At 51.6% G+C, this 17,749-nt stretch carries 7 protein-coding genes and 1 pseudogene; 3 read left to right on the forward strand and 5 right to left on the reverse strand.

Annotation, left to right across the window (positions count from 1 at the left end):
• Positions 1-51: 51 nt before the first annotated feature.
• Both Q1A48_RS12540 and Q1A48_RS12545 read right to left on the reverse strand, forming a co-directional pair.
• A complete protein-coding gene (locus Q1A48_RS12540) occupies positions 52-492 on the reverse strand; it encodes a hypothetical protein (protein WP_299945308.1) in 441 nt (146 codons plus the stop codon).
• The gene (locus Q1A48_RS12545) at positions 489-8,156 is read right to left on the reverse strand and encodes an RHS repeat-associated core domain-containing protein (RefSeq protein WP_299945311.1); all 7,668 of its coding nucleotides are present in this window, start codon (positions 8,154-8,156) and stop codon (positions 489-491) included. Before Q1A48_RS12545 ends, Q1A48_RS12540 begins: the two co-directional genes overlap by 4 nt.
• A gap of 2,486 nt (positions 8,157-10,642) precedes the next feature.
• Here Q1A48_RS12545 and Q1A48_RS12550 point away from each other — a divergent pair.
• A pseudogene (locus Q1A48_RS12550) lies at positions 10,643-10,837 on the forward strand (IS3 family transposase); the annotation flags it as partial.
• A gap of 156 nt (positions 10,838-10,993) precedes the next feature.
• Here the strand turns inward: Q1A48_RS12550 and Q1A48_RS12555 are convergent.
• The 3 genes from Q1A48_RS12555 to Q1A48_RS21840 all read right to left on the reverse strand — a co-directional run bounded on the left by Q1A48_RS12555 (position 10,994) and on the right by Q1A48_RS21840 (position 14,399).
• Complete coding sequence (locus Q1A48_RS12555) at positions 10,994-12,292, reverse strand: aminotransferase class V-fold PLP-dependent enzyme (RefSeq protein WP_299945315.1); 1,299 nt, start codon at positions 12,290-12,292, stop codon at positions 10,994-10,996.
• A gap of 275 nt (positions 12,293-12,567) precedes the next feature.
• Positions 12,568-14,016, reverse strand: coding sequence for a right-handed parallel beta-helix repeat-containing protein (locus tag Q1A48_RS12560; RefSeq protein WP_299945318.1), 1,449 nt, complete (start codon positions 14,014-14,016; stop codon positions 12,568-12,570).
• Positions 14,017-14,060: 44 nt separating this feature from the next.
• A complete protein-coding gene (locus Q1A48_RS21840) occupies positions 14,061-14,399 on the reverse strand; it encodes a transposase (protein WP_366523410.1) in 339 nt (112 codons plus the stop codon).
• A gap of 287 nt (positions 14,400-14,686) precedes the next feature.
• Here Q1A48_RS21840 and Q1A48_RS12565 point away from each other — a divergent pair, with 287 nt between their 5' ends.
• The gene (locus Q1A48_RS12565; protein WP_299945320.1) at positions 14,687-15,382 is read left to right on the forward strand and encodes a hypothetical protein; all 696 of its coding nucleotides are present in this window, start codon (positions 14,687-14,689) and stop codon (positions 15,380-15,382) included.
• Between the two features lie 150 nt (positions 15,383-15,532).
• Positions 15,533-17,728: a TonB-dependent receptor gene (locus tag Q1A48_RS12570; RefSeq protein WP_299945322.1), complete on the forward strand. Its 2,196-nt coding sequence runs from the start codon at positions 15,533-15,535 to the stop codon at positions 17,726-17,728.
• Positions 17,729-17,749: the final 21 nt, after the last annotated feature.

Genomic DNA, 17,749 nt, shown 5'->3' on the forward strand with positions numbered 1-17,749 from the left:
GGTTGGTTGGTTCCACCGAATCTTTGATGGCAATAATTTCCGCTGCCTTGATTATCCTTGTGGTTCGGGCCAATAAAAAATCTCTTTTTTTACCCTTCCATCTAAATCAACTCTGATATCTATAAAATTTCTTTCTATCACTTTCGCTCCCGCTACTTTAACCTCCCTAGGATTTCCAAACGGGATGAGAAGTTTAAATTTCTCAGGGTTAGATATTGAACGACTTAAGCTATAGCTATTTACATCAACATCCCTTTCAATATCAGAAAGATTTTCCTTAAGTTCAAAGATTTTATTATTTATGAAAAACTCAACCTTTAAGGTGCCATTTTTTGCAAGAGAGACGAGAACCTTACCATCATCTAAATCATATACATCTTTGAATTCGCTAATATTTAAATTTGAAAAAATAGGTATTTTATAGTTTGCACTTGCATGAGTAATATTAAAGGTAAATATTAGAAAAAGGGAGATATTTTTTAGGTTATTCATCTCATCATTTCCATAAGTTGCTGCTGTCGCTCAACATTTTTAATAGCTGTTTTGTATTCATCTATTAGGTTGTAATAATCTAGAGCAACTTCATGAAGTGGAATTCCAAGGCTGGGATCATTTTTTAAATTCCAGTTATATGCTCGAATTTCACTTTGATAATGTGTAACCGTCCCTGGGGTCATTCCTCCATATTGGATATGATCCATAATGTGCACCAATTCGTGACCTATTGTACTTTTAACAAACTTCATCAAATTTTGCGAGATGGCTAGTTCATCAGAAATAATTATCGTATTTTGGTCTGGTGCTTGGCCCATATCAGATATAGAGCCAAAAGAAATATTTATCGTAAGGTCGCTTGCTATCTTTCCATCAAAGTACCCTGATCGCATTTCTGACAGTGCTTGATTCAATTGCTCTTGAGTAATTGGTTTGCCGCCTTTAGCGGCTTTTAAAACACCACCTCTTCGAGCAATGCTTTCTTTTTGTGATTCCCTTGCAGCTTCACTAACAATCGCAGCAAACGCAGCCGTAGCGGCACCATTTGCGAACTTCCCACCTGTTGCCTCAGAAACCAGGCCCGTTACCACCATCCTAACAGCAATATGGGTATCCTTGCCAAAGCCTCCACCTACACCGGCGGACACAAAGCCGTGGGCAAACTTTCCTCCGCCCAGCTTTGCCAATATCCCCCCCGCTACACCCCGAATCGCTATGTTTGTGGGGCTCCACCCTCCAGGCATTCCAGAGAACGCAACAGCACTGAAGGCACCAAAAAAGGCCCCTTTAACTGTGCCGGTCTGTATTGCGCCCGCAGCAGCGCCCCCAATGAGTAAAGCTGCCGCAGCTTGAGAGTGGGTAACTGCGGTACCAAAGTACCCCCAAGCTAGTCCAGAAGCAGTACCTGCTGAGTAGATGGTAATAGCCAGTGCAATGACCGGCTTTACTACAGAGTCCCGGTATTTATTCCACGAACTGTACCCCGAAGGGTCTGTATAGGCCAGCGGATTATTGTGCACATAGGCGTAGCGGTTGTAGCCCTGTACCGAAGTGACACCATCGATCATCGGGTCTGCAGACACAAAGCGGGCCAGGATCGGGTCGTAAACCCGGCCATTCATATGGATCAGGCCCACCTCATCCAGCATTTCATGGCCGGTGTAACCACGATTGCTACTCAGATGATTGAAGATACCCACCCTGAGTGCGCTAACCATGCTCGAAGGCGAACCGGCAATCTGCTGCCAGCTCAGCGCGTTACGGCGCTTGCCCCAGGCATCAAAGCTATAGACCAACTTGTTGCCGCTCTCATCTTCTGCCACCTGGCCATGGCTATCGGTAATCACATCCAGTGAGCCCTGCAGGTCTTTGTGCAGGTACTGGATGGTAATGCTGGCAGTTGCATCGGAGGCATCAAGTTCGATGCGCTCAATAGCAACCCCAGCGATAGTGCGGCGATAAAAGCTCTTGATAGTGGCACCAGAGGTACTGCGCTCAATGACTTTCTCCACGCTGCCAATTTGCAGGGTAGTAACCGTGCCGCTGCCATTGTCATCCACGCGCTTGTAGCGGCTACGATCCGGGCCGTAGTCGAAGCGGGTATCGTGGCTGCATTCGGTAACCAGGCTGGGCTTGTCGAACACGGTGTATTCCAGTGTGCGGTTGCCCGTGTCACTGGTCATATTGCCATTGGCATCGTAGTGGTAGCTGGTGCTGCCGGCCTTGGTCACGGCATGGGGGCGGGGGCCGTCATAGGTATAATTACCCACACCGGTTTTGAAGGTGATATTGCCGGTGTTATCGTAGCGCACCTCCTGTGTGCCGGCCTGGCTGCCCGCGCGGTAGAGGTGGGCGTAGCGCAGGCGGTTGAGGCCATCGTACTCGTAGCGCTCCTGCAGGTTTTTGCTGTAGCTGCCGTCGCCGCTGCGGTCGGTTTTGGATAACAGATTGCCGATGGCAGACCAGTCGTACTGCAGGTTCTGCACCTGGCCCACATCGGGATTAATATCCGTGAGGATACCGGTGAGACGGTGGTGCTGCGGGTTGTAGGCGTAGGTAGTGGTCAGCCCGTTGCCGAGCAGCACCTCTTCCACCTGGCCGCGCAGGTTCATGCGCTTTACGCGGTAATAGTAGCCCTGGCCCGCGGGAGTACGCACATCGCGCACCCCCACCTTGAAGCCGAAGGGGTTGTACACCGTCTCCACGCCGTGTAGGTAATCCTGGCGGCGGCCCACCTGCTGGTTACTGGCGTCGAAGCTGCGCTTGACGCGGCTGTATTGGTCGTAGGTGACCTTCTCGTAGAAATCCCCTTCGCCATCCAGTACACCGAGTACAGTGGTGGTTTCGCCGAGGCGGCCATAGCGGTCGTAGTGCAGCAGCTTGAGGTAGCCGATATCCTCCAGATTGGCATTGCAGTCGCCATTAATGGCGACTGGAGACTGGGCCACAGCCACCAGCTTGCCATCAAAGCGGTATTTCGTGTCGCAGCCGGGGTCCTGGTCATAGTACCAGCGGCTGAAGTGTTGCAGGCTGCCGTCCTGGCTGCTGGTATCAAAGTTTGTGTAATCCGCGCGGGTTACCATACGGCCAAGAGTGTCGTAGGTCATGGCGGTGCCCTGCCCCTTGGCATCCCTCTGCCAGGCCAGCTCACCAAAACCATCATAACCGTAGGTCCAGGTGCCTTTGTCCGGGTCCACCATGCGGGTCTTGCGGCCTAAAATGTCGTATTCGATGCGCGTTGCCGACAGCTCGCCGCCAGCGCTGTTTAGCGTGCGCACCTGCTTGAGATTGCCGTCGGCGTAGTAAGTGTACTGAAGCCTGCCGCCGATATTGTCGGTGACCTGCGCCAGCTCCCCCAGCACATTTTTCTGAGTTATCTTGGTCTGCTGTGCACAGTTGGTAGTGGTCTCGGTGAGGCCATCGTAGCGGGCGGTGCTGTCGCACTGGCCCGCCGGGGCATCGATGCCGGAGGTGCGGCCGAGTATGTCGTAGCTGTAGCTGGTCCAGCGGGGGGTCTGCCCGGCACTGAACGGGTCCGAGACTTTCTTGACGCGGGATTGCGCGTCGTATTGGGTATCCACAAATACCGCTCTGCCGTGGAAGTCCTGGGTCTGTTTACGGATTTCCCGACCGAGGCGGTCGTGGTACATCACAGTTCGGGTCTGATCAATACCGGTAGTCGTCACCTTGAAGTGGGCCGGTACGCCTGCCACTGTGGGACAATCGCTGCTGTCGGTACAGAGTGCACTCAGGGTAGTGGCGTGGCTGCCGGTTTCGTGGTGTTCAAAATAGCGGTTGCCAAACGGGGAGTAAGCGTAGCTTGTGGCTACACCGCTGATATCCAGTACCCTGCGCGGCTGGCCGAAGGGGTCCATATCCTGGTACTGCTCGGCGGTCTGATCAAGCCCGTTGACCCGGTTCAAGGCATAGCGGCCGTAGCCGTCAAAACCGGTGCGGCTGCTGCGGCTGTTACCGGCGGCATCCGTTACGGTGGTTACCATTCGGTTGCCGAAGCGATCATGCTCATAGTGGGTATGCTGTGCCAGCGGCGTATGCTTTTCTATCCATTCATCGGTCAGCAAACCGGTCTGGCTGTCATAGGCAAAGTGCACGGTGCGGGTAATCTGCGGCGAGGCGAGGCCGCCGTAACGCTGGGTGGTCACCGTGCTTTGGCTCAGGCGCGCCAGGTGCCAACGGCTGCTATCAACCACATTGTTGTATTGGTTACTGGTGGCCTTGCGCTGCACCTCATTGTTGGCGGCGTCGTAATACTGCACCGTTACCGATGTGGCATTGCCATATTGAATATCCTTGGCGGCACTGTAGGCGGTTGTGGTCATCACCTTGCCCAAATAGCGTCCGCCCAGGCTATAGGACCGGTCCTCGGCCTTCTGGGTATAGGGCATCACGGTTTTACCGGACACCGGCTCAATAGATGCCAGGGTGTTAATGGCACAGCCAATCAGGGTCAGGCCGGAGCCGCTGCAGGAAGCCGGAGTGCTGATTTTGTCGGCATTGGGCTCAATCACCTTGGCGGTCTGCGCGGGCATGCCGATAAAGGGATAGTCCTGGCGGTAATGCGTGGTGGTTTTTACCTGATTCTGCGGATCGTAGGTGGTGACCGATTCAAAGCCGAGGAAACCGCGACCACCACTCTGCATACGCGCTCCGGCGTAATGGTAGCGGGCCTCAACGGTGTTGTCGTTGTCGTTGGCCGCAGGGGCGTCGGAGATCACCTTCTGCACCACGTACATGGGCGAATAGAGATCGAATACCGGCGAGCCGCGCCCGTAGTTCAGTTCGAAGGAGCCCTGCTTGCGGGTATAGACATTGGCGCTGTCGTCGTTCAGACGCGCGTAGTGAATGGCGGTTTTTACCCCAAAGCCATTTTCAATCTCGGTCAGTACATCTAGCGGTTTGTCAGCATGCTTGGGCTTGAGGACGCGCACGTACTTGTCGGTAAGGCCCGAACCACTGAAGAAACCCACGCGGTTGCGCATATCGTCGCAGTGGTTGTCCTCCTCATCCCGGTTAGCGCAGTTCTCAACAATTTCGGGGCGGCCATCACCGGTCAAATCCATTACATAGTGGCTGTGGTCATTTTTATCAACACCAAACAGCAGGCCAGTATCTATGGGACTGCCAAAACCATTGGAGCGGTTGGGCAGAACATAGAGATACTGGTATTTCTCTTTCTCCTTGTCGTTGGCATTGGGGTAGAGAATATCCACCAGGCCATCCATATCCCAGTCGTACAGCTGGATTTTGTCACCCACCTCTGAAGGCAGGCTGTGCGATACAACGAAGTTCTCCCCATTGTTATAAAACACTTCCCAATTGCTACCGACATGATATCGCAACAGGAAATCTGGCAGGCCATCGCTATTTAGGTCCGCAACAATTGGTGAAACCGGGTTCGGATTTGCTGTAAATTCACGGGAATATGCTGTGACGTATTGATCCCGCTCAGAGGAAATCAAGACAACAAATCGATAATCAGTTTTTTCTTTGATGCCTTGATAACAGTCGGCAGAGGGTTCGACACACCTCCAGGTATTGGAAACAACAGCAGTCATATCTGCATTGCCATCCCCGTTAAAATCTGCCACTACGTCCTTATCCCGAATCTGGACACTGGTTGTACGGGCGTATAGAAATTGTTTGCCACCTGGCGGGCTGGAAATAGGCACATCAAGAGAACGAACTTCTTCCGTTGTATCAAAAGACAGGCGCCCTGAGTGGTCCTTGAGTAGCTTCCTGATTCTTAACCGGGGTGTTCCTTGCACGGTTAAAGATGAATCCAGCTTCAGGTAATCCGGCAGACCATCGGCATTGAAATCATGCATTTGTCCTAACTGGTCTGCTTGGTAGCTGATGGCTGTGGGGGTATCGGTGGTACTGAACCCGGTGCCATTGGAAAAGTTAACTTGCCAGTGAGTACCATCGTCTTCAATGGGCGCATGCAACAGGTCATCCTTGCCATCATTGTTATAGTCCAGCAGGTGCCATTCCTTTCGCTCGTTGGCACGAATCCGCATCTGGGCAGACTGCAGGGCCAGCCTCCCTTGTGCGGTACCCAACGCGATGCGAATGTAACGCTTGCCGTGGCTGCCGTCATAGCGGATAAACACCAGGTCTGTGCGCCCGTCCCCATTGATATCGGCGTATTTGCCACCCTCGTAACCGGAGTGAAATATAGCCGGGTTAGCCGTACCACTGACCAACCCCGCTCTTTCAGACTCCGCATAGGTAAATATCGTGGGTCTGCGGCAGTTGCTGTTTACACACTCTTCAACTGCTGCGAGCAGCAAGCGTCCTGTGGCACTGCTCTTATAGGAGAAATTGTAACGTCTCAACTCTACGGAATCAGCGCTGGAGATAATGGTGGTGAGCCTTCTGGTGGAAGCGCGCTTCTGCCCAAAACGGTAGCCGTGGATTGTATCCGCGCGGCTTGTGTCGTACTGGAACCTGATACGGTTTAGCGGGGCATCGTAGCTGTTACTGGAGTACTCAACAGTTTCGATAAGATGCTCACCAATCGCGGTGTCTTTCAGGTAGGTGTACGCAATGCGGTTGCCCGCGCTGTCCTCTTGCGCATTGATGTACCACTCCTTTTCCTGCCGGGCATCCGCGTTCATGCCGTAATAGGAGATAGAGCCATCCTTACGGTACACCTCAAACCCCTGACCACTGTCGACGGTACTGGAAACCAGCCTTACCCGCACAAAGCCATCCACAGCGGTGCGATACTCGCTGCCGAAGCTGCCGTACTGGCCGGAGGACACCAGTTTCAGGCGCTGGCCATCCAGACAGAACCGATCAAAGGCACTACCATTGGCACCATCCTCCTCAAAAGTTCTGCGGCAGGCGGTGATTGCGGACAGTCCATTGATACCCCAACCGACCCCCAGAGGGCCATTGCTGGCGGAACTGCTGTAGGTCACGCTAAGTCCCGGGGTGCTGCCACCGGAGGCGGGACCGGCCTGGAGCGGAATTGTATAGGTCGCCGCGCCGGATTCGCTGACCCTGAACTCGCCCGGCAGCACACCGACACGATCGGATGCGAGCACACTCGGGCTGGTATTTTCCGGTGCCGTTGCGCTGTGCGGAGGTGTCTCCACAGAGACCGGCGGCGAGGAGAGATCCACCTCAACAATCTCCGAAGCCACTGTTGCAGAGCAGCTACTAAAACTGAGAACCTGATTGCAGGCCCGCACCTTATAAGCAAAAAATCCGCTGTCGAGCAGAAAGCCCTGAGTCAGGTCTTCCAGATCTGTATGCCTGGTGACGGCTGACTCCTGCCAGGAGACTGTGCCACTGACCGAGTTTGCCGTACCGGCAATAATTTCATAGCGTACCAATGCACCACTACTGCTACCCCAGCTCAAATCGACACTGCCTGTGCGGGAAAAGAGCGGGGACAAATTCAGGTTGCCTGGGGTGCCCGGTCTTTTGGCCACAATCGCCGACTGTGTATTACCGGAACCGGAGCAGGTGCGCAGATTACAGGCAACCAGATGATACCGGTAGCTGCCGTCGTTGCGTTTGAGCGTGGTGCCCGAACGTACAGTGGGATTGGAGGAACTGGTGGTAATCGTCTTTGAAAGGTTACCATTTTCATAGATTTTGTATTTGTAGACAAATTCACTGGAACGATCACTCCAGCTCAACTGGACATCACCATTGCTGCTGTTCTGGATAGCTTGCAAAACCGGCGCGGTTGGCACCGGCTGGTTCCAAACAGCAATCCCAACTGGAGAACTCCAGTTTGTGCTACAGCCGGCGCTGTTGCAGTTTTTACAGCGGAATTCCCAATTGCCATCAGTCAAACCGGTCGCTGTATACCCAACGGCTCCCGTTGTATTGTAGGTACTGTCCGCAGGCCAGGCGTTACCTGCTTTGCGCTTTTGCCAACGCACTGATTGGATGGGTCCGCTGCTGCTGGAAGTCAGATTGGCCTTGCCGTCATAGGATTTTGTGCTAGCAATAGAGAGAGTCGCTTTACTGGGCGCAATAACAACTGTCACCGTTGCAGAGACCCTCCCTTCCAATTCGGAGTATTCACAATTGGGGAACTGGCCTTGCAGGCACTTGTGACAAGTATAGGTATAACGATAGTCCCCACTCTCAGACAGCAAGTCTGTAAAGCTTGAACCGTCCACAAAAGTAGCCTGACTGACAGATATATCGTTACGCTTCAGGACACACTGGCCAAGGTTCTTCCACCCGGTATTAAATAATAAGACCACCCTGCCATCATTCGAGGCAGACCGTGCCATCAAACCAGGAAGTGTGATATTGACTGTTTTAGAACTTGACCAAGCGCTGCAAGACTCAACCTCATTATAGGTCTTACAAGATCTTACTCGGTAAGTATAACTGCTGTTCTTATTGCTGATAAACGTCTTGCTTGTACCCGTAAGCCACCAACTGCCAGTGGCACTGCCAGATTGCCCCAAAAGATATCTCGTTGCGCCGGAAGCTGCATCCCAACTGACTGTATAACTTCCACCGGAACTATTGCTTGGCACGACAAAATTCTTAGGCACAGATGGCGCACGTGAGACAGTGACAGTAGAGGAAGTTTTATAGGCACCTTTGGTACTGCCTTCAAACGCGGCAACTCGATAGAGATAGGTTCCTGTTCCTCTCCCACTAATTGCTCTGCCAGTGGAAGTACCGCTGTAAACTTCACTCCAAGAACCGCCATTCTTTTGCTCTTGCAGGGTGTATTTGGACGCTCCGGAAACTGACTGCCAGGAAATATTGACGCTACCGTTTGTACTTGAAGCCGGTACAGTAATTGAACTCGGCGTTCTCACCACTGTGATGGACTTTATGGAAGTAAAGCTACTGCAGTCTATGATGCACGCGCGTACTCGATATTCATACTTTCCTGTTAAACGCCCAGAAAACGCTTTGGCACGGGAAGATCCGGCATAGACCTTGCTCCAGGAACCGCTATCCTTGCGCTCCCAAAGCTCGTATTTGTCTGGAGCTGCGGATGCTGCCCCCCAGCTCACCGTATAACTACCAGATGTATTTGTGGCCCCCAAACTAATTGACCCGGGAATTGCCAATTCTACCGTTATTGTTTTAGCACTTGACCAGGCGCTGCAAGACTCAACTCCATTATAGGTCTTGCAAGATTTTACTCGGTAAGTATAACTGCTGTTCTTATTGCTGATAAACGTCTTGCTTGTACCCGTAAGCCACCAACTGCCAGTGGCACTGCCAGATTGCCCCAAAAGATATCTCGTTGCGCCGGAAGCTGCATCCCAGCTGACTGTATAACTTCCACTGGAACTATTGCCTGGCAAGACAAAATTCTTAGGCACAGATGGCGCACGTGAGACAGTGACAGTAGAGGAAGTTTTATAGGCACCTTTGGTACTGCCTTCAAACGCGGCAACTCGATAGAGATAGGTTCCTGTTCCTCGCCCACTAATCGTTCTGCCAGTAGAAGTACCGCTGTAAACTTCACTCCAAGAACCGCCATTCTTTTGCTCATGCAGACTGTATTTGGACGCCCCGGAAACTGACTGCCAGGAAATGTTGACGCTACCATTTGTACTCGAAGCCGGTACAGTAATTGAACCCGGCGTTCTCACCACTGTGATGGGCTTTATGGAAGTATAGCTACTGCAGTCTATGAAGCACGCACGTACTCGGTATTCATACTTTCCTGTTAAACGTCCGGAAAACGCTTTGGCACGAGAGGATCCGGCATAGACGCTGCTCCAGGAACCACTATCCTTGCGCTCCCAAAGCTCGTATTTGTCTGGAGCTGCGGATGCTGCCTCCCAGCTCACCGTATAACTACCAGATGTATTTGTGGCCCCTAAACTAATTGACCCGGGGATTGCCAATTGTACCGATACTGTATGGCTACCTATCTTTCTAAAAAAGCCTGGATCTGTACAAAAGCCATCCGGTCCACTCAGTTCGCATTTCGTACCAGTATAGTAGTCAAATCGGTAGCTTCCACTTCCAAAATAAAAATTTGCGCTACCCACTGAAGGTCTAACCGTATAGGTTGAGCGATAAACCCCATTCCTATAAATCCGAATTTCACCGTCCTGCCTCGAAGAATTTTTTTTGAAGGTAAGGTCAATTCTCCCAGTAGAACTGGTTGAAGGACCTGAAATATTGGCAAAGGCCAGAGAGGACAAAAAAAGTAAGAAAAAAAGCAATCCAGACAGCCAAGTGCTGGAGAATGCTTTAACACCTTGGGACACAGAGTTCATACCTTTTTATTAGCAAAAAATCTCCCCTTGCGCATATGGGGAAAAATGCACTGAAGTATACTTATGGAGTAAGCTATTTCAAATTACATCGTATAACAACAATCACTTTGGCAGGAAATCTATGAACAATATTTAATAAAAAAATTTTGACTTATAATGAATGTAGTTATTCAGTGCACTGCCAAACTGTTCGATTTATGTTCTAAATCGGTTATCTTGGGTGTACGATTTTTTTGGGGCATGAATGAAACGCTATTGATTAAAAAGTGGACGCGGCAACTATGCTGACACAGGAGGCCGGCAAAACCACCGTAGCAGCCAGTCAAGGCAAGTGAGTTAGGGAAAACATTCGAGTCGAATATTCCTTTCTTCTCAGAAAATCCCATTGAAGCAAAAGCTTCATAAGCGACTTATTTAAGGCGGAGGTCATCCACAGAACAGGCCCCTGGAAAGGGCTGGATGAGGTTGAACGCGCAACCTTGACCTGGGTCGATTGGTTTAACCATCGCCGCATTCTCAGGCCAATTGGCGATATGCCTCCAGCCGAATACGAAAAGCTGTATTATCAGCAAGCCGAGTCTGCCCAAGCGGCATGACTCAAATCAAATTGCCTCCGGCAAACCCAGGGTGATTCACTGCTAGCGAAATCACACTTACCCTCACTGCGACAAGAAGTCCACGGTAACCCTATTGAACTCGGATATAGCGTTTCGCTCTCGCACAGAGGGGCGAGAGTGAAACACGTATGCAGCTCAAGCCATCGCCTTCACCTCAGCCACGGCCGTGTCAATCTCTGCAGATGCGTTGAGCAGGCTCGGCGCGAAGCGGGCGTAGGAGTTGCGGTAGGGTGTAGCGCTGGCAATGATCCCTTTGCCGCGCAAGCGTTTGACAACCTCCACCTGGGGCACGCCATCAACATCGAAGCATACCAGGCCGGATGACAGTTCCGGTGATATCGGCGTGTAGAGCTTGACGTGGTCCAGCTCGGCAAGTCCCTGCTTGGTCTGCGTATTCAGATCGTGGATGCGCTTCTGCACCCGCGCCTTGCCCACGGCGAGGTGCAGGTCGAAGGCCGCGGGCAAAGCCCAGCGGCTCTCGAAAGAATGGAAGCCGCCCGGGGTCATGTGCTGGCCTACCGGCACCTTATCCGGCGTGGTCTGGCCCAACCAGACGCTGTAGCTCTCGCTAAAGCTGGGAATGACGGGGCGAGCCATAGACCAGGCGCGCTCGTTGCCCCAGATGACGCCAGTGCCGCGCGGGCCGAAGATCCACTTATGGGTGCCGGCCATAAAGAAGTCGCAACCCAGCTGGCTGACATCTTGATCTTCGACGCCGAATCCGTGCACGCCGTCCACGCAGAACAGAATCTGATCGTCCTTGTCGCGCTTGAAATTGATCTCGTCGATGACGGTGGACATGGCCTTGATCGGCAGCTTGACGCCGGTAGAGGAGTGCACCCAAGTGCAGGCGAAGACCCGAGTCTCGGATTTAATGGCATCGTGCAATCGGCTGCAGACGCCGTCCACCGACACCAGGGCCGGATCGTCGTACAACGAGATCTGACGAACGCTGGCCCCAGTGCGCTTGGCGCGCAGCTGCAGCGATAAGTCGGTGGAATAATGGTCGTGGGTGGTTTGCAGTACCTCCGTACCGGGGGCGAGCTGCAGCCCACTGTAAACCATGGCCAGGCCCATGGTGGTACTGTCGGTGAGCGCGATGTGACTGCCGATGCCGCCCATGTAGCGCGCCGCACTGTCGGTGATCTTGCCATCGATGGTCTTGTAGTGGCGGTGCCAATAGTCGGCAGGGTTCTCATCGAAGGCCCTACGATGCGTTTCGATCGCCTCGGCAACCGGGCGCGGGTGCGAAGCCAGCAGAAATGTAGCCAACTGTATGTAGTCACGGGTCAGTGGAAATAAGTCTCGAAATGCGTTCCAATTTGTCGCGGCAGCACCGATGCTCGTTGGGGCAGCTTGCGCTGCGCCGGTGCCGTTCATTGTGACGGCGCCGATAGCCAGCCCCGCCCTCTGCAGAAACTCCCTTCTCTTCACGGTTGTGTCCCCCCAGAACGCATTCCATAAACCTTCAACATAGACCACAGGGATCGGAATGCCAAACGTTCAGCAGCAATGCTCAATTTGAACGCTATTGTAGCTAATTCAGCTCAGGTCGGAATCTTATGACCAATCACTTGGGAAATTCTACGGTCACAAAGTAAAACGTTACACACTACTCAAAAAATTTTTACTGAACTACCATTTGTAAGGCTGGGAAGAACCTCGCGTGCGCTGTTATTGTAGCGAAGGAATAGGTCGCCACTCAGTGGCTATGGAATTTCGTTGCTTAGCCCTGGCCGCTTTACGTCTGTGAATGCCCCTAAAGTCTCTCCGTGATGCCCACCATTTATTGCAAATCTACCCTGTGGAGTGAAGTCCACATTTTCTGGATCGGAAAACAGAGGATCAACAAACTGCGAGACCTGGTCAGGATCAGATTGCAAATGTGCATGAAGCGTGTCGGTGAAAGCACTCGTCCAATCGTTAAAGCTATTAAACGTTTGAGGATTTTCGCCTCCAAGGTCCAGTAGCCATTCGGGGCCCGTTGAGGCAGTGTAGTCTGTGTGCCAGAAAAGGTTGTAATCCATCTCGCTGATATCGGTTGAAATATTCACTTGGCTGGATGGGCGGGTTATCAGAAGGTCTCTTCCCACATGGCTGAAAATATTATTGTAGATATTGATATCTATAATACCTGAGAGGTTTACTGCAATACGTTCGATATCGTGAAAGGTATTATTGGCGATACTGAGATCTTGCGACTGCTCACTGGTGTTTCCTGTGTCCAGGTTAATGGCACTGGCTGTTTCAAGGAATAAATTGCCCTGGATTTGCAGTTCGCTCATCTTGCTGTCTGCGGTGGAGGCGCCATTCAGTGAATTCGTTGTTCCGACAATCGCCTTGTCGAGCAGCTCGAAGTGATTGTCTTGAATAAGGATACCTGACAAGTGTTTATCGTTTTGGGCCTGGAGTCGAACACCGGTGTCGGAATTGGAGAAGTGGTTCTGCCTGATGGCTATCTCCGTGATGTCACCGCTGTCTGCGGTAACGATGGGAGTGTTACTTTCCCTATCGCTCTGGTAGATGTCGTGGATTAAATTGTTGCTGATCGCCACCTGGCTGGCACGCGACAACCTTATACCGCCAACATTTCTGTCGCCATATACATGGTGGATATGAGTGTTGCGGATCTTGATACCGTTGGATTCACAGTCGCCGAGCGATGATGAAATCCCAGATGAGTGTACATTTTTGATCTCAAGGTTTTCAATAACAACATGGCTGGCGCACAAAAGGTAAATGCCAACCACGCTGTCTTCGTCGGTCGAGGTAATGCCCTGATCAATAACCGGTGCAGAGGTGTCGTTACTTGTATCACCAGCAATACGGATCGGGGCATCCGCCGTTCCGCTGTTGGCCAGTGTAAATCCTCGTATGGTTTCACCGGGGAAGCGATAGTTAGTTCTGTATTGGCGACCGCCTCTGATAAGGATAGTATCGCCTGCCCGCACTTCATTCAGCGCATCCTGCAGTGCTTGGCTGTCATCCACCACATAGGTTTGTGCGCTTGGGGGCGGCGGCGTCTGGGTGTCTGGAGTTACAACAGTGACTTCTCCGCCAGACTCGGATCCACTGCAGGCAGTAATCGATATGGCTGCACATGCTGCAACAGAAAGGTGGAACAAAACCCTTTTAGTCTTCGAGATGGTAGTGAACATTTTATAGTGTGCTCAAATTAATAGTTGTAAAAAATACCCAATTATCATCTAAACCGAGTTTCAGCAATCTTTCCGGCAATAATGGAGTGCGCAGAGACACATAGGTGGGCCGGAGAATAAGAGTGCAAAAAATCGAAAATACAGTTAAATCGGCAGTGAAATTTCGTCAAATAGCACTGCGTATATTTAGGGCCGAATACATCGTAGCTGCTGCGTAAGGCACTCTTTAAATTACCGAGTACTGTATTCACCCAACAAAACGCGGACGCTTCGACACAAGCGCGGTCACCATCATAGACAACCTGATTGTGTGTGCAGCTTGCCTTAGTAACGGCTTTGAAGCATGCGAAGCCATTTGAGATGGCGGTGAGGAATTTGGTCAAACTGATACCTTTCTGAAACTTTAACTTGTTGCGAGCTATGATGCATTCCTTACAGGTTTATGTGTGTCTTTACAGACAGTAAAATGTGACTTAGCAAGGATGGCAATCAGAAAATGATATGATATAGTATACCAGTTTTACCGCCTGGGCAATCTTGCAAGAGCATCTACGGATCGTATCTGAACAGTGTTGTCCCAGCGAGCACTTGCGAAAAGTACGACGTTTTGTTGTTTGAATAATTCATAAATTATCGACTAACTCTTATAAGGGATGTAAGGAGATCTTTCATGCAAAGTATTTTAAAGTGGATTGCCTCAGGTGTACTGGGCGCCCTGGCTGTTCTGTCCCACGCGCAACACAACGATGTTGTATTTGACGTTGACAATGGTCAGATTGTTATCGAGCTTGAGGACCATATGCACGAATCTGGTGAAGGCGAGGCCCCCGAAGGGGGTGTCCTTACCAGCGATGGAGAGGTATTGTTGTTTGAAGCCGACTTCTTCGATTTCGATGAAGGCCCCTTTGCCACAGACAATCCGGGATACGCTTCCCATGAAGAGAGTGGCGTGTTGAACCCCGGCGATATCATCGGTTTCTCCGGTGTCGCTACCTTGCAGTTCTGGGACGGCACTGCCTGGACGACGACGACAGCTGACCAGGTGACTGTGATCGATACTTTTGGTGCAGAGACTGTGTTTAGTTCCGCAGGCGTAGTAGCTGGCAGCTCTGGTTTTGTCGGTGCTGCAGATGCTGTGGGTGGCTTCCATTCACATATCGATTATAAGATCAACCCGGATGCAGCGATGGGTGCTTACCTGATTGAAATGCAGCTGTTGGGCTTTGACAGCACGGGCAGCAACCAAGTTTATGGCGCATCTGAAAGCTACTACATCGCATTCAACTTTGGTTTAGATGAAGCGGCCTATGAAGCGAGTATCGACGCTTTCCTTGCCAATGCCTCTCCTGTAGTGCAGCGGCAATAATGATGTTCTCTGTACTGTTACGCGTGGGGGCTTGGTGCGCACAAGAGGTTTAAATCACCGACCCCCTGTCTTCCAGTCTGCTTGACAGACATCTGGCCCGCCCTGCGGGCCCTTTAACTCATTCACTCAACTAAATACATGAGGTATCAAGTGCTGAAGGCGTTTAGGCAGGTAGCAGGTTGGTTCGTCGTTCTGGCTATCACCCAGCCGGGGCTAGCAGAAGATCCCGAGGACAAAGAACATAAAGAGATCGAAGAGGTCATTGTCTCTGGCCAGAAAGAACAGGGAGCCCATGACCAGTTTCGAACCGGTCAGTCTGGCGTAATCCTGGCTGGCGATGAACTTCGCCTTGAGATCAGCAATACCTTGGGAGAGACATTGGCAAACCAGCCAGGAGTTCACAACGCCACCTTTGGACCCAGTGTTGGTTTGCCAGTATTGCGTGGTTTGTCTGGCGTACGCGTCAGGATCATAGAAGATGGCATCGGAAGCTGGGACGCTTCATCGCTCAGTCCAGATCATGCTGTCGCCATAGAGCCCCTACTAGCAGAACGCATAGAGATACTCCAGGGCGCTTCAAGTATTGAGTTTGGTAATGCTGCGGTAGGGGGCGTCGTACATGTGGATACACAGCGTATCCCCTTTACAAAATCAGGGCAATCACACTCTGGTGCTATTGAGTGGAGAACAGAACTTATTAACGATCACGCTCAAACAACCACTGCTGCAAAGTTCAACATTGAGAATGAGCGCTTCGGTTTTCATATTGATGGGTACAACAGAAATCATGATGATGTCGAGATCCCCGCTTGCGCCATTGATGTCGTGCAGGTGAATCGTCAGTTGGGTTTTGATGCAAGTCAGTCGAATACCTGTGGCTATATTGCCAACAGTGATGCTGAGGCGAAGGGCTATTCGATCGGTGCCGCATTGACCGAGGAGCACTGGTACATCGGCGCTTCGGCCCGGAATATGAAATACGACTACGGCATACCACCGGGAAGTCATACAGAACCTCGAGACAGTGGTCACAACCACGGCGCGGGCGAAGACGGTGATCCGCTGATCCGTATTGATCTCGAACAACAGCGTTACGACTTTAGAGGGGGCTACCGATTTCAGCAAAACGTTTTGCAGCAGCTAGAGCTGCAAATAGCGACAGTCAACTACGAACATTTCGAAATGGAGAGCGGATTTTCGGGTACGCACTTTGTCAATGATGTTACCGAAGCTAAACTGAGTCTTGAGCACAACCTTGCTGCAGGCTTTGAGGGGGTGATCGGGATACAAGCCATTGATCGCTATTTTTCCTCTACGGGCGATGAAAACTTTGTGCCCCCCTCGGATGTGACCAGTTTTGGCATCTACCTGGTAGAAAAATGGCAGCACGGGGCCTGGACCTTTCAGGCGGGCGGGCGTTTCGATATCACGGAGATTCGCCAACTCGAACTAACAGCTCCCCTTCGCCCGAATAATTATCAGCTCATGCACGCGCCCATGGAATATAAGACCGGCAGTTTCCAGCTGGGTGTTGACTATGAGCTGGAGAATCATCAATGGTTCGCAGCACTCGGCAGACATCAGCGTACGCCAGATGTCCATGAGTTCTTGTCATTGGGGCCACACTTGGCGACCCGCAGTTTCGACCTCGGTTTGCTGCTGCGCTCCGATGGTAACATTCCAGATCCAGAGCTGTTTAACAGCTTGGAATTGGGGTGGGATTGGTCGCACGGCCTGGGCAGTACCCAAATCAGGCTATTTCGCAGTGAAGTGGACGGGTTTATCTATCAGAATAATACAGGGATTTTCTACGACCTCGCCGAGCAACTGTTTCGCATTAACTGCGTTCGGCTAGCCGAGTGCCTGCCCGTTTATGAATACCAACAGAATGATGCAGTGATACAGGGTGGCGAGGTTCAATGGTTTTGGCCTGGAGTTTCTGTCGCTCGCGGTACCTTGCAAGTCGACTGGTTTGTAGACTACGTGGAGGGACATTTAGAAGGTGCTGGTGGCAGCGGCACTGGTAATGAAGACATTCCCCGAATGCCACCCTGGCGTCTTGGCGCAGGGGCTGAATGGTCTTCGATGCAATGGTTGTTCGATATCACAGCAACTTATGTGGCTGCGCAAAACAACCCCGGTGCCTTCGAGACAGAGACCGACAGTTATCTTGAAGTGAATGCGAGTTTGCACTACAAGCTGACGGGATGGCTTGACAACGCCAGCGTGTTCCTCAAAGGCATGAATTTGAGTGACCAGGAAATTCACAATGCTACATCATTTATTCGAAATTTTGCTCCGGAGCCAGGTCGTTCCCTGGAGCTGGGGCTCAGCTGGGAGTGGTAAGATGGGAATGCGATGCGTGGT

Source organism: uncultured Microbulbifer sp. (genome assembly GCF_947489355.1).
GTDB lineage: Bacteria > Pseudomonadota > Gammaproteobacteria > Pseudomonadales > Cellvibrionaceae > Microbulbifer.